Raw genomic sequence first — 13,931 nt, forward strand, 5'->3', positions numbered from 1 at the left:
GCCTTATGCGCATCGTGCTGATCGCCGGAGAGACGTCGGGGGATCTCCTGGGCGCCTCCGTGGTGCGTGCATTGCGTGCGCAATATCCGCATTGCGAGTGCCTGGGCGTCACCGGTCCGCGCATGCGTGACGCGGGATGTGAGTCCATCGACGATATCGAGTCGCTGTCGGTGATGGGCCTGTTCGAAGTACTGCGTGAGCTGCCGCGGCTGATCCGCTTCCGCCGCGCCCTGCGCGACAAGATTCTGGCGCTGAAGCCCGATCTGGTACTGGGCATCGATGCGCCCGACTTCAATCTTGGGTTGGAAGGCATGCTGCGCTCCGCTGGGTGTACCACCGCGCACATGGTCAGCCCCACCATCTGGGCATGGCGCCCACGGCGGCGCTTCGGCGTCGCGCGCAATTGCCATGCGGTGCTCTGTCTCTATCCCTTCGAACCCGCCTGCTATGCCGACACCAGCGTGCGGGCCGAATACATCGGCCATCCGCTGGCGGACGAATTGAATGCTGAAGTGACGACAGCGCAGGCGCGCGCAACGCTCGGGCTTGCACCGGAACAGCCTGTGCTCGCCGTCCTGCCCGGTTCACGCAGATCCGAGGTCGAACGACTCATTCCGCCCTTTGCAGAGGCCGCATTGGCTCTGGCCGAGCGACACCCGGGCCTGCGCGCAGTGGTTCCTGTGGCATCTCCGCATCTACGGCCCCTGATTGCCGCGCATCTTCGCGAGGCACCGGGTCTGGATTGGACGCTGGTGGAGGGCGACTCGCGTAGCGTGATGCAGGCTGCGGATCTCTGCCTGCTCGCCTCCGGTACGGTGACGCTGGAGTGCCTGCTGCTGGGCCGGCCTATGGTGGTGGCCTATCGGGCCTCCGCCGCAACCATCTGGCTGCTGCGCAGCCTGCGACTGATCCGCACCAAGCATTTCTCGCTGCCGAATATTCTGACGGGCACGGCAACGGTGCCAGAGCTGCTTCAGAACGAAGTGAACGCTGAACACCTGCTCGCGGCCATGGCGCCGCTCTGGACAGATGCGGCCACGCGCCAGCGGCAGTTGGACAGCTTCGACGCCGTGCGCGATGTGCTGCGCAAGGATGCAGCGGCGACCACGGCCCATCTGATCGGCGAACTGGCCGCCTCGCCATGAAGGCGGGGGTGGATGAAGCGGGGCGGGGCGCCCTTGCGGGCCCCGTCGTCGCCGCAGCGGTCGTGCTGTCGCCGGACAGGGCGATTGATGGTCTGGCAGACTCGAAGCGTCTTTCAGCGAAACGGCGCGATCAGCTGGCAAGGGTCATCCAGGATCAGGCATTGGCGTGGGCCGTAGTGGAAGTCGATGCTTCAATCATTGATGAAATCAATATCCTGCAAGCAAGTTTTCGTGCGATGGATGAAGCCTTGACTCAGCTTTCGGTCGCTCCCACGGAAGTGTTGGTGGACGGCAACCAGCTCCCAAAGTGGCGTTGGTCCGCACGTGCCATTGTCGGCGGTGATGGCATCGAGCCCTGCATCATGGCGGCTTCCATCCTGGCGAAAGTGCATCGCGACCGAAGCATGGCTGTGCTGGATGCCGTCCACCCTGGGTACGGCTTCGGCACGCATAAGGGCTACCCCACAACGGCACACCGGGAGGCGTTGATGCGGCTGGGCGCATGCGCGGTGCATCGCCGCAGCTACGCGCCGGTGCGGCGTTGTCTGGCCGTGCGCGAGGAGCGCGTGGCGACGTGAGCACATTCGTCCATCTGAGCGTGCACAGCGAATATTCGCTGGTGGACGGACTGATCCGCATCGAGTCGGTGAAGTCGCAGCGCGATGACAAGCGCCTGCAACCACTGACTGCGCGCGTGGCCGAGTTGGAACAGCCCGCGATCGCCCTCACCGACCGCGACAACCTCTTCGCCATGGCCAAGTTCTACAAGGCAGCGGAAGGTACCGGCATCAAGCCCATTCTAGGCGTGGATCTGGGCGTGGACTGCGGCGGAGCGCCGGCGCGTGTGACTGCGCTGGTGCAGAACGACCAAGGCCTTGCCAATCTCATGCAGTTGGTCTCGCGTCTGTATACCGATACCCGCTCGGCCAGCGGCCAGGTGGCCGCCGCCCGCGACTGGGTCTTCGAACATGCCGAAGGCCTCATCATTCTCAGTGGGGCGCAGGGCGAAGTCGGGCAGCAGCTGCTGGCCGGGCAGGTCGATTCGGCGGAGGCTGCCCTGCGCGACTGGAAAACGGCTTTTGGCGATCGCTTCTACTGCGCGCTTGCGCGCTGCGGCCGGCCTCAGGACGAGCTGCACGTGCAGGCGGCCACGGCGTTGGCGCGCCGCCACGAGGTCGGAGTGGTGGCGGTCAATGACGTCTGCTTTCTGGATCGAGAGGATTTCGATGCACACGAGGCGCGAGTCTGCATTCTGCAGGGCAGGACCCTCGATGACCCGCGCCGTAGCAAGGCCTTCACCGCGGAGCAGTATCTGAAATCGAGTGCTGAGATGGCGGCACTATTCCCGGATTTGCCGGAGGCGATCGAAAACAGCGTGGAGATCGCCCGTCGCTGCACCCCGCGGCTGCAGTTCGGCACCAACTATCTTCCCGATTTCCCGGTGCCGGAAGGCCAGACCGTGGCCGAGCATTTGCGCAACCTGTCCGAGCAAGGGCTGGATGAGCGGCTGGAGAAGCACGGCATGTGGGCGGATCGCGCGGTCTATGACGACCGGCTTGCCGACGAGCTGCGCATCATCGAGGAGATGGGCTTTCCCGGCTACTTCCTGATCGTGGCCGACTTCATTCAGTGGGCCAAGGACAACGGTGTACCTGTGGGGCCGGGGCGTGGCTCCGGAGCGGGCAGCTTGATCGCCTATGCGATTGGCATTACCGACCTGGATCCGCTGGCGTACAACCTGCTATTCGAGCGCTTTCTGAACCCAGAACGCGTCTCGATGCCCGACTTCGACGTCGACTTCTGCATGGAAGGGCGCGACCGGGTCATCGAGTACGTGACCGCCAAATATGGCGCCGACAAGGTGGGTCAGATCATCACCTATGGCTCGATGGCGGCGCGCGCGGTCGTGCGCGATGTCACCCGTGTCATGGGCCATCCGCACGGCTTTGGTGACCGCATCGCCAAGATGATTCCGGCCGCTCCCGCCTTCAAGGTCGAGGCGGGTGCCGCGGGCGCGACCGAACTCGAGCACTCGCTCAACACCATTCCGGAACTCAGGGCCGCCTACGAAGAGGAGGACGTGCGCGCAGTCATTGACCTCGGGCTGCTGCTGGAAGGTCTGGCGCGCAACATCGGCAAGCACGCCGGCGGCGTAGTGATCGCCCCCGGGCCGCTGACGGACTTTGTCCCGCTCTACCGCGAACCGGAAGCCCAGGGCGTCGTCACGCAGCTGGACATGAAGGATCTCGAGGCCATCGGTCTCGTCAAGTTCGACTTTCTCGGCTTGCGGACGCTGACGATTATCCAGTGGGCGGTCGACATCATCAATGAGCGCGATCCGGATCGTCAGCTCGATATCCTGGAGATTCCGAAAGACGATCCTGCGGTCTTCGAACTGTTCTGCAAGGGCGAATTGGCCGCCGTCTTCCAGATGGAATCAGCTGGCATGCGTCGCTTGGCCACCGAACTGCAGCCGAGCCGCTTCGAGGATCTGATCGCCCTGGTGGCGCTGTTTCGTCCGGGCCCGCTGCAGTCGGGGATGGTCACCGACTTCATCAACCGCAAGCACGGCCGCGAGGAAGTCAGCTACCCGCATCCCACGCTGGAGCCGGTGCTGGAGGACACCTACGGGGTCATCGTCTATCAGGAACAGGTCATGCGCATCGCGCGTGAGCTGGCCGGTTATTCGCTGGGTGGCGCGGACCTGCTGCGTCGCGCCATGGGCAAGAAGAAGGCCGACGAGATGGCCCGCCAACGGGAAATCTTCCTGTCCGGCGCCACCGACAACGGCATTGATGCGGACACCGCCGGCTATATCTTCGATCTGGTACAGAAGTTCGCCGAGTACGGATTCAACAAGAGCCACTCGGCGGCCTACGCGCTGGTCGCCTACCAAACCGCCTGGCTCAAGGCCTACTACCCGGCAGCCTTCATGTGCGCGGTGCTGTCAGCGGAAATGTTCAAGACCGACACCCTCGTGGCACTGGTCGACGACTGCCGCAGCATGGGGCTCACCGTTCAGCAACCGGACGTCAACGCTTCCGCCTATCGTTTCAAGGTGGTGGATGAGCGCACCATCTGCTACGGGTTGGGCGCGATCCGCGGGGTGGGCGAAGGGGCGGTGGAGAATATCTGCGAGGTGCGCGCCGAGGGTGGCCCCTTCGCGAGCTTGTTCGACTTCTGCCGCCGGGTGGACCCGAAAAAGGTCAACAAGCGCGTCTTTGAAGCCTTGATCCAGTCGGGCGCCTTCGATGCCTTTGGCGAGAGTCGCGCCACGCTGTGGCAGAACCTGTCACGCGCCGTGGCAGCGGCCGAACAGAGCACCGCACTGGCCGACGCCGGACAGAGCGATCTGTTCGGCTTCGGGGATGCGGGCGCGGAGGCCTCGGAACCCGCACTGGAGCTCGATCGCGTCAATGAGTGGCACGATCTGGAGCGATTGCGTCGCGAACGGGATGCTCTCGGCTTTTATCTCAGTGGCCATCCCATCGAGAGTTTCACCGAATTACGCGAGGCGCTCAGCGACGGCAGTCTGCGCGCGCTCTGTGCCGAATTGCCTGATCCCAGTACAGAGGCCGAGGTGGGCGCCCGCAACGGTCGGCGACAACGGCGTGTGACCGTGGTGGGCTGGTTGCTTGACATCCGGCGCTTTGGTCCGCGCGCGGTGCTCACCCTTGACGACCGCAGCGGCCAGGTCAGCGTGCCGCTGTCCGAAGAGCAATGGATGCGTCACGCCGACCATCTGCACAAGGACAGCCTCCTGTTGGTGCGTGGTCGGCTTGGTCACGATGAATTCTCGGGCGGTTTCCAGCTGCGCCCCAACGCCTTGCTGGATCTGGATGGGGTCTATGCCCACCATGTGGCGCGGATCGATATCAGCCTGGATTGCACGCAGCCGGAAGCCAAGGACATCGTCGATATTCTGGATGGTGCACGTGCCGATGCCGGTAGCGCGCTCAGCCTGCGCCTGCACGGCCATGGTGCAGTCGCCCCACTGCGGTTCTCCAGCAGCTTGCGGCTGCGGCTCAGTGACCCGATGCTGCGCCGTCTGCATCGGCTGGCCGGGGAGCAGGCGGTGCGTCTCTTCTGGCAGAGCGCGGAATGAGACAGGCGGGCCGCAACTTTCGTAAGCTAGGGCTTCAAGCAACCGGGGGAGGCGTGCAGGTATGAATCTGAATTATCTCGACTTTGAGCAGCCGATTGCGGAGCTGCAGCAGAAGATCGAGGACCTGCGCAATATGTCGGATGGCTCCCAGGTCAGCCTGTCGGAGGAAATCCAGCGGCTGGAGGCCAAGCAACACCAGCTCACCGAGCAGGTTTTCTCCAAGCTGGAGCCTTGGCAGGTGACGCAGCTGGCGCGTCATCCGCACCGGCCCTACGCGCTGGACTACATCCAGAACGTGTTCACCGACTGGGAGGAGCTGCACGGTGATCGTGCGTTCTCGGACGATCCCGCCATTGTCTCCGGCATCGCGCGCCTCGACGGCCGTCCCGTGGTAGTGATCGGCCAGCAGAAGGGGCGCGACGCCAAGGAGCGCATCCACCGCAACTTCGGCATGCCCATGCCCGAGGGCTACCGCAAGGCACTGCGGCTGATGAAGATGGGCGAGAAATTCTCGATGCCGGTGCTGACCTTCATCGATACCCCGGGGGCTTTCCCCGGCATTGGCGCTGAGGAGCGCAATCAGTCGGAAGCCATCGCGCGCAATCTGTTCGAGCTGTCGCGGCTGCGTACGCCGGTGGTCGCAACGGTCATCGGTGAAGGCGGCTCCGGCGGGGCGCTGGCCATCGGTGTGGGCGACCATCTTATGATGTTGCAGCTGAGCATCTACTCGGTGATTTCTCCGGAAGGCTGTGCCTCCATCCTGTTCAAAAGCGCCGATCGCGCCCGCGACGCGGCGGAGGCCATGAAGGTGACGGCGCAGGATCTGCTCTCGCTCAAGCTGATCGACGAGATTATCCCGGAACCTCTGGGTGGCGCGCACCGGGACATTGACGCCATGTGCCACACCCTGCGTGAGCGACTGGAAGCCAACGTGGATCGGCTGTGCCGCACCCCGATCGCGCAACTGGTTCAGCAACGGCAGGATCGCCTCATGCAGTACGGTGTCTATCAGGAGGATTGACCCGCCTTCCGAGGACGTGGCTCCGGCCGTCACGCGCGTGCTGACAGCCCTTCGCGCCACGCTTGCTGCGCTGCCGCCCCACGGCCGGATTTGGGTGGGGTATAGCGGGGGGGCGGACTCCACCGCATTGCTGCATGCCTTGCACCAGCTGGTTCCGCAACGTCTGTGCGCAGTGCACATCCACCACGGTCTGCGTCCTGAAGCGGACGAATGGCTGCGACATTGCACCTGCTTTGCAGCCCACTGGGGGATTCCTCTGCGATGCGAGCGCGTACAGGTCCCTCACGGGGGCGACGGCCCAGAGGCTGAAGCGCGCCGCGCCCGCTACACGGCCTGCGGTCGCCTGATGCAGCCGGGTGATGTGCTGGCAGTGGCGCACCATGCCGACGACCAGACCGAAACGGTGCTGTTCCGGATGCTCAGAGGCGGTGGAACCCGCGGCGCGGTGGGCATGCGCCGCCTACGAGCGCTGGATACTGGCGGGCAGACCTTGCTCTGGCGGCCACTGCTCGATCTGTCACGCAGCAGCCTGCGCGAATACTGTCAGGCGCAGGCATTGGCCTATGTCGAAGACCCCAGCAATCTTGAGGGCGAAAACGCCCGCGCACGCTTGCGCGCGGTGCTCCCGACGCTGGAGGCCGCGGTTCCCGGCGCCAGCGCGGCGCTGCGCGCACACGCCGAGCAGCTGGAGGACCTGCACGAACTGTTGGCGGTGGATGTCGCGCCCCTGCTCAACCACCGCCTGCGCGACGGCGCCCTGAATGTGGCTGGCATGCTGGCCTGGTCGCGGCCCCGACGTCACGCGCTGTTGCGCCGCTATTTCCAGCGTCTTGGCATGAGGCCACCGGGCCCGCGCTGGCTGGCCCATTGCGATGATGAGCTGCTGGGCGCTGCCGTCGATGCGGAACCCCGGCTCGAACTCGATGGGTGCAGCGTGCGGCGTTTCGATCAGGCCCTGTGGGTGCTGCCCGCGCTGGAGGCAGTGCCGGACCATTGGCAGCGCACCTGGACCCGTGGGGACAGGCTTTCCCTGCCAGGGAATGCCGGCGTTCTGCAGCGTCTGGATTCATGTCCGTCGGCGCTGGAGGTGCGTTTTGCCTCGCCTGGTGAACGGGTGCGCTTCTCGCATCGAGCGCGCACGCAGCGCCTGAAGCATGTCTTCCAGCGCCATCGTGTCCCGCCCTGGCAGCGCATGCGCACGCCCGTGGTCAGCGTATCCGGGGAGATCGTCCAGGTCGGGGATTGGCCGGTCCGGGCAGGCCCGGAAGCGCTCCCCGAGCCTTGCGTGCGCTGGCTGCGCAGCGCCTGGCACAGGCGACCACAGTCACGCCGCTGACGGGGGCAGGAGGGTCGGGAAGGGCCCTCGACGTGCTACCATAGCGGCTTCGATTTTTCCCTCCCATCAGCGCGCCGCACCGCAGCGTCGTGGCGTGAAACAGGCTGAATATGACGGAGTTTGCCAAGGAAGTCCTGTCCATCAATCTCGAAGAGGAGATGCAGCGCTCCTACCTCGATTACGCGATGAGCGTGATCGTCGGGCGCGCACTTCCCGACGCAAGAGACGGTCTGAAACCGGTGCATCGCCGCGTGCTCTACGCGATGAAGGTGCTCGGCAACGACTACAACAAGCCGTACAAGAAATCTGCCCGCGTCGTCGGTGACGTGATCGGTAAGTACCACCCGCACGGTGACTCGGCGGTGTACGACACCATCGTGCGCATGGCGCAGTCCTTCTCGATGCGCTACCTGTTGGTGGACGGGCAGGGCAACTTCGGTTCTGTTGACGGCGACGCGCCGGCAGCGATGCGCTATACCGAGGTACGCATGTCCCGGCTGGCGCACGAGATGCTGGCCGACATCGACCGCGAGACCGTGGACTTTGTCCCCAATTACGACGAGTCCGAGACCGAGCCGGCCGTACTGCCGGCACGCATACCCCAGCTGTTGGTCAATGGCGCCGCGGGCATCGCGGTGGGCATGGCCACCAATATTCCGCCGCACAACCTGAGCGAAGTCATCGACGGCTGCGTGGCCCTGATCGATGATCCGGAACTCGATCTGGCCGGACTGATGCAGCACATCCCGGCGCCGGATTTCCCGACCGCGGGGTTGATCCTGGATGCCAACGGGCTGGCCGACGCCTACGCCAGCGGTCGCGGGCGCATCGTACTGCGCGCCCGTACCGACATTGAAGATATCGGCCCTGATCGCCAGGCGCTGATCGTCAACGAGCTGCCCTATCAGGTCAACAAGGCGCGGCTGCTGGAGCGCATCGCCGAGCTGGTGAAGGACAAGAAAGTCACCGGCATCTCCGAGATCCGCGATGAATCGGACAAGGAAGGCATGCGCATGGTGATCGAGCTGAAGCGCAGCGAAAACGCCGAGGTCGTGCTCAATCACCTGTTCCAGCACACCCAGCTGCAGACCGTTTTCGGCATCAATATGGTGGCCCTCAACGAGGGCCAGCCACGTACCTTCGGGCTCAAGGAACTACTCGAGATTTTCCTGCGCCACCGTCGCGAGGTGGTGACGCGGCGAACCCGCTACCTGCTGCGCAAGGCGCGCGAGCGGGCGCATGGGTTGGAAGGCCTGACCGTCGCGCTGGCGAATATCGACGAAGTGATCGCCTGCATCCGCCGTGCCGCCACGCCGGCCGATGCCAAGGCAGAACTGCTGTCGCGTGTGTGGCTGCCCGGCCAGGTCGTGGGGATGCTCGAACGTGCCGGCGCCGATGCATCCAAGCCCGATGGGCTGGCTTCAGGTCTGGGTCTGCAGGCGGATGGCTACCATCTCTCCGAGGCCCAGGTGCAGGCCATCCTCGATATGCGCCTGCAGCGCCTCACTGCGCTCGAGCAGGACAAGATCATCGAGGAATACAGCCAGATCCTCGAGGCGATTGGCGAATACCTCGAGATTCTCGGCTCGGATGCCCGCCTGCTCGAAGTGATCCGCGAGGAACTGCTCGAGGTCAAGGAGCAGTTCGGCGATGCCCGCCGCACGGAAATCTCCAATGACGCGGTCTACATCAACCGCGAAGATCTGGTGGTGCCGCAGGACATGGTGGTGACGCTGTCGCACGAAGGCTATGTCAAGAGCCAACCGCTGACGGAATACCAATCCCAGCGGCGCGGCGGGCGCGGTCGCATGGCGGCCGGCACCAAGAACGAGGATTTCATTGACCGCCTGTGGGTGGCGCACAGCCACGATACGCTGCTGTGCTTCTCCTCGGCGGGCAAGGTCTACCGTCTGCGTGTGTTCGAACTGCCGGAAGGTTCTCGAGGCGCGCGCGGCCGGCCTTTCGTCAATCTGCTGCCGCTGGAGACCGACGAGCGCATCTCCGCCGTGCTGGCAGTGCAGAGCTTCGACCAAGGTGGCTCGGTGTTCATGGCGACCCGCCGTGGCACGGTCAAAAAGACGCCATTGGCGGCCTTCTCCAACATCCGCAGCAACGGCATCATCGCGGTCGATCTGCGCGCTGACGACGCGCTGGTCGGTGTGACGCTGACCAGCGGCAATGACGACATCCTGCTGATCTCAAGCACCGGTCGCGCCATCCGCTTCAATGAAGGCGATGTGCGCAGCATGGGGCGGGGCGCCACTGGCGTCCGCGGCATGCGGCTGATTGGCGACGAAGGCAGCCCAGACAGTGCCAGCGACGGTCATGCGCGTGTCATCGCACTGCTCCAGGCTGACGGTGGGGATATCCTGACCGTATCCGAATACGGCTTCGGCAAGCGCACTGCCGTAGCCGATTTCCCGCTGCGTGGTCGCGGCGGGCAGGGCGTGATCGCCCAGCGACTGACCGAGAAGAGCGGCGAGCTGATCGGTGCCATCCAGGTCCAGGATGACCACGAGGTCATGCTGGTCTCGCACGCCGGCAACCTGATCCGCGTCTCGGCCAGCGAGATTCGCACGCTGGGTCGCAATACCCAGGGCGTGCGAATTGTGCGCCCGGTCGCAGGTGACCGGTTGATGGGCGTTGATCGCGTTGCGCCGGAGGACGGAGAGGAAGAGGATAGCGACCCATCCGTCCCGAACAGGGCGCCGCTGCACCGTCCGACCCATCCACATCCGAATAAGTAAAGGGAGAACCATGTCCCGAGTTTTCAATTTCAGCGCCGGCCCGGCGACCCTGCCGGAAGCCGTTCTCGAACAGGTCCGCGATGATCTGCTCGACTGGCGCGGCAACGGCATGTCCGTGATGGAAATGTCGCATCGCGACAAGGCCTTCATGTCGATTGCCGAAGAAGCCGAAGCCGATCTGCGCAAGCTGCTCAATGTGCCGGACAACTACAAGGTCCTGTTCCTGCAGGGTGGCGCGACCGGGCAGTTTGCCTTCGTCCCGCTCAATCTGATGCCGGAAGGCGGCTCGGCCGACTACGTTGTGACCGGCTCCTGGGGCAAGAAGGCGATCAAGGAAGCGGCCAAGTACGGCACCGCCAACACCGCGGCGCGGCCGGCGGACGACGTCTTCAATCACATTCCGGCGCGCAGCGAATGGAAGCTGGACCCGAAGGCCAGCTATGTGCACTACACGCCGAATGAGACCATCGAAGGGGTCGAGTTCCATCAGGCGCCGGATGTGGGTGAAGTGCCCCTGGTCGGTGACTTCTCCTCCACCATCCTGTCGCGCCCGGTCAATGTGGCCCAGCACGGCGTGATCTATGCCGGTGCGCAGAAGAACGCCGGGCCGGCGGGCCTGACCATGGTGATCGTGCGCGATGACCTGATCGGCAATGCACGCGCCAGCACGCCCTCGATCTTCGATTACAAGGCCGTGGCCGAAGCCGATTCCATGCTCAACACGCCGCCCTGCTTTGCCTGGTACGTGAGCGGGCTGATCTTCAAGTGGTTGCTGGATCAGGGCGGTCTCGAGTCCATGGCCGAGCGCAACCACCGCAAGGCGCAGATGCTGTACGACTACATCGACAGCGAGCCCTTCTATACCAACCCGGTGGCACCGGCGGACCGTTCCTGGATGAACGTCACCTTCACCATGGCCAATCCGGATCTGGACAAGCCCTTCATCGAAGGGGCCACCAAGGCTGGCATGCCTGGTCTGAAGGGCCATCGCTCGGTCGGCGGCATGCGCGCCAGCATCTACAACGCGATGCCGGAAGTCGGTGTGCAGTCGCTGATCGACTACATGAAGGAATTCGTTCGACAGCACGGATAGGCGCGCTGCGTCGTCGGGCTGCAACGGCCGTGTTGACCGCATTCAGCACCACCACCATTCGAATCAAGAGGTTTGCCTAACTCCATGTACCGTATTCAAACGCTGAACAACATCTCGCCCCGCGGCCTCGAGCATCTGCCGCGCGAGAGCTATGAGGTGGCCAGCGAGATCAACGACCCCGATGCCATCCTCGTGCGTTCCTACAAGATGCACGATATGGACATCCCCAAGACCGTGCGCGCCATTGGCCGCGCCGGCGCGGGTACCAACAACATCCCGGTGGATGCCATGAGCGAGCGCGGCGTGCCGGTGTTCAACGCTCCCGGCGCCAACGCCAACGCCGTGAAGGAGCTGGTCATCGCCGGCATGCTCATGGCGGCGCGCAATATCGCGCCCGCGATCCGCTTCGTGGACAGCGTGGACGCAGATGACTCGAAGGTTATCGAGGACGGCAAGAAGAAGTTCGCGGGCTTCGAGCTGCCGAGCCGGAGTCTCGGCATCGTCGGCCTCGGCGCCATTGGCGTACGTGTCGCCAACTCGGCCCACGATCTGGGCATGGACGTCACCGGTTTCGACCCCAAGATCAGCGTCGACAATGCCTGGCGCCTGTCGGCCGGCGTCAATCAGGCCACAACAGTGGACGAGCTCTGTGCAAAATCCCAGTTCCTGACGGTGCATGTGCCGCTGATCGACGCCACCAAGGGGCTGATCAGTGCCGAGCGCATTCGCTCGATGCCCAAGGACGGCGTCATCCTGAACTTCGCCCGTGGCGGCATCGTCGACGAAGACGCCGTTCTCGAAGCGCTGGACGATGGCCATCTGCATGCCTACGTCTGCGACTTCCCGTCGAACAAGCTGAAGGCGCACGCCAAGGTCATCGCGCTGCCCCATCTGGGTGCCTCCACCGGCGAAGCCGAGGAGAACTGCGCGATCATGGTGGCCCGGCAGATTCGCGACTTTCTGGAAAACGGCAATGTCACCAACTCGGTGAATTTCCCCGAATCCGTGCTGCCGCGCGTTGAGGACGAGCCGCGGCTGTGCATCGCCAACGCCAACGTGCCCAACATGGTGGGGCAGATGACCAGCCTGCTCGCCAAGCACAATCTCAACATCACGGACATGCTCAACAAGTCGCGTGGCAATGTCGCCTACACCATGGTGGACGTTGACTCGGAAATCCCGCAGTCCGTGGCCGATGAACTGATGGGCATCGAAGGTGTGCTTTCGGTGCGGTTGCTCCCGGCTGCCTGATGAACGACGACCGCCTGAGCGCCGCGCGCGCGCGCATTGATGCGCTGGATGCCGAAATCCAGCAACGGATCGTGGAGCGCGCGCGCGTCGCACAGGAGGTGCGTGACATCAAGCGCGACGCCGGCGATCTTTCCGACCATTACCGTCCGGCGCGGGAAGCCCAGGTGCTGACGCGGGCAGTGGAGCGCAATCACGCGCTCGAAAGCCCACTGTCGGACCAGGCGATCTCGAGCATCATGCGCGAGATCATGTCGGCCTGTCTGGCGCTGGAGACGCCGTTGTCGGTGTCCTACCTTGGGCCGGAAGGGACTTATACCCAGTCCGCGGTGTACAAGCACTTCGGCCATCAGGTCGAAACCCGTGTGGCGCCGGCCATCGACGACATCTTCCGCGATGTGGAGTCGGGCACGGCCTCCTACGGCGTGGTGCCGGTCGAAAATTCAACCGAGGGCGTGGTGTCGAGCACCCTGGATCTCTTGCTCGCCACGCCGCTGTCGATCTGCGGCGAGGTCATGCTGCCGGTGCACCATCATCTGCTGTCGGTGCACGACAGCATGGAGCGCATCGATGTGGTCTACGCCCACCCGCAATCCTTCGCCCAGTGTCGCCGTTGGCTAGATGGCAATCTGCCGAATACGCCACGTGAGCCGATGCCTAGCAATGGTGCGGCGGCGCGCCGCGTCGCCGAAACCAAGCGCGGCGCGGCCATTGCCAGTGCTGCCGCCGGCGTGCTCTATGGGCTGAATGCCCTTGCTGCGAATATCGAGGATGATCCCAACAACACGACGCGCTTTCTCGTCATCGGTCGGCAGCAGCCCGAACCTACCGGTGCCGATCGCACGTCGATCGTCTGTTCGGCCCCGCAGGGCGGCGAGCCGGGGGCGCTGTTCTCCCTGCTCGAGCCCTTCGCCAAGGCTGGGGTCAACCTCAGCAAGATCGAATCACGTCCCAGTCGCCGCGCAGCGTGGGACTACAACTTCTATCTTGATCTGGACGGCCACCAGGCCGATCCGACGGTGGCCGCGGTGATTGATGATGTCCGTAGCCGCTCCGCATTCTTCAAGATTCTGGGCTCCTATCCGCGCGCCAGCCAGCAGAACGGCTGAGCGCGCGGGCTGTACCAAGCGGGGTCCAGTGCGCCGCCGTGCTGGCATTCGGCGCATAATGGGGGGCTCGGTCGGGTGCTGGGCGCCACCCTCAACTGGACGCGCCCCGGTCGCGGGAGCCGCGCTG

Annotated in this window: 9 protein-coding genes; all 9 read left to right on the plus strand. The window is 64.4% G+C overall.

Annotated features, from left to right (window positions below):
• The first annotated feature begins 5 nt into the window (after window positions 1-5).
• On the plus strand, window positions 6-1,145 hold the full coding sequence (gene lpxB, locus ACOOFO_RS09350; protein ID WP_420426512.1) for a lipid-A-disaccharide synthase: 1,140 nt from the start codon (window positions 6-8) through the stop codon (window positions 1,143-1,145).
• Complete coding sequence (locus tag ACOOFO_RS09355) at window positions 1,142-1,723, plus strand: ribonuclease HII (protein ID WP_420426513.1); 582 nt, start codon at window positions 1,142-1,144, stop codon at window positions 1,721-1,723. The genes lpxB and ACOOFO_RS09355 overlap by 4 nt, the downstream gene beginning before the upstream one ends.
• Window positions 1,720-5,250, plus strand: a complete 3,531-nt coding sequence (gene dnaE, locus ACOOFO_RS09360) for a DNA polymerase III subunit alpha (RefSeq protein ID WP_420426514.1) — start codon at window positions 1,720-1,722, stop codon at window positions 5,248-5,250. Before ACOOFO_RS09355 ends, dnaE begins: the two co-directional genes overlap by 4 nt.
• Before the next feature lie 61 nt (window positions 5,251-5,311).
• On the plus strand, window positions 5,312-6,271 hold the full coding sequence (locus tag ACOOFO_RS09365) for an acetyl-CoA carboxylase carboxyltransferase subunit alpha (protein WP_420426515.1): 960 nt from the start codon (window positions 5,312-5,314) through the stop codon (window positions 6,269-6,271).
• A 94-nt stretch (window positions 6,272-6,365) separates the two neighbouring features.
• Window positions 6,366-7,607, plus strand: coding sequence for a tRNA lysidine(34) synthetase TilS (gene tilS, locus ACOOFO_RS09370; protein ID WP_420429712.1), 1,242 nt, complete (start codon window positions 6,366-6,368; stop codon window positions 7,605-7,607).
• Window positions 7,608-7,717: 110 nt separating this feature from the next.
• Entirely contained in the window at window positions 7,718-10,354 is a 2,637-nt protein-coding gene (gyrA, locus tag ACOOFO_RS09375) for a DNA gyrase subunit A (protein ID WP_420426516.1), read from the plus strand.
• Between the two features lie 10 nt (window positions 10,355-10,364).
• Entirely contained in the window at window positions 10,365-11,447 is a 1,083-nt protein-coding gene (gene serC, locus ACOOFO_RS09380) for a 3-phosphoserine/phosphohydroxythreonine transaminase (protein ID WP_420426517.1), read from the plus strand.
• 84 nt (window positions 11,448-11,531) lie between these two features.
• Window positions 11,532-12,698, plus strand: coding sequence for a phosphoglycerate dehydrogenase (locus ACOOFO_RS09385; protein WP_420426518.1), 1,167 nt, complete (start codon window positions 11,532-11,534; stop codon window positions 12,696-12,698).
• Complete coding sequence (gene pheA / locus ACOOFO_RS09390) at window positions 12,698-13,804, plus strand: prephenate dehydratase (protein WP_420426519.1); 1,107 nt, start codon at window positions 12,698-12,700, stop codon at window positions 13,802-13,804. Before ACOOFO_RS09385 ends, pheA begins: the two co-directional genes overlap by 1 nt.
• The last annotated feature ends 127 nt before the right edge of the window (window positions 13,805-13,931 follow it).

It is taken from the genome of Algiphilus sp. (genome assembly GCF_965216485.1).
In the GTDB taxonomy this organism is placed as follows: Bacteria; Pseudomonadota; Gammaproteobacteria; order Nevskiales; family Nevskiaceae; genus Algiphilus.

Coding starts and splice junctions, on each gene's coding strand:
- lpxB (WP_420426512.1), top strand. CDS start 6: ATGCGCATCGTGCTGATCGCCGGAGAGACGTCGGGGGATCTCCTGGGC.
- ACOOFO_RS09355 (WP_420426513.1), top strand. CDS start 1,142: ATGAAGGCGGGGGTGGATGAAGCGGGGCGGGGCGCCCTTGCGGGCCCC.
- ACOOFO_RS09365 (WP_420426515.1), top strand. CDS start 5,312: ATGAATCTGAATTATCTCGACTTTGAGCAGCCGATTGCGGAGCTGCAG.
- gyrA (WP_420426516.1), top strand. CDS start 7,718: ATGACGGAGTTTGCCAAGGAAGTCCTGTCCATCAATCTCGAAGAGGAG.
- serC (WP_420426517.1), top strand. CDS start 10,365: ATGTCCCGAGTTTTCAATTTCAGCGCCGGCCCGGCGACCCTGCCGGAA.
- ACOOFO_RS09385 (WP_420426518.1), top strand. CDS start 11,532: ATGTACCGTATTCAAACGCTGAACAACATCTCGCCCCGCGGCCTCGAG.
- pheA (WP_420426519.1), top strand. CDS start 12,698: ATGAACGACGACCGCCTGAGCGCCGCGCGCGCGCGCATTGATGCGCTG.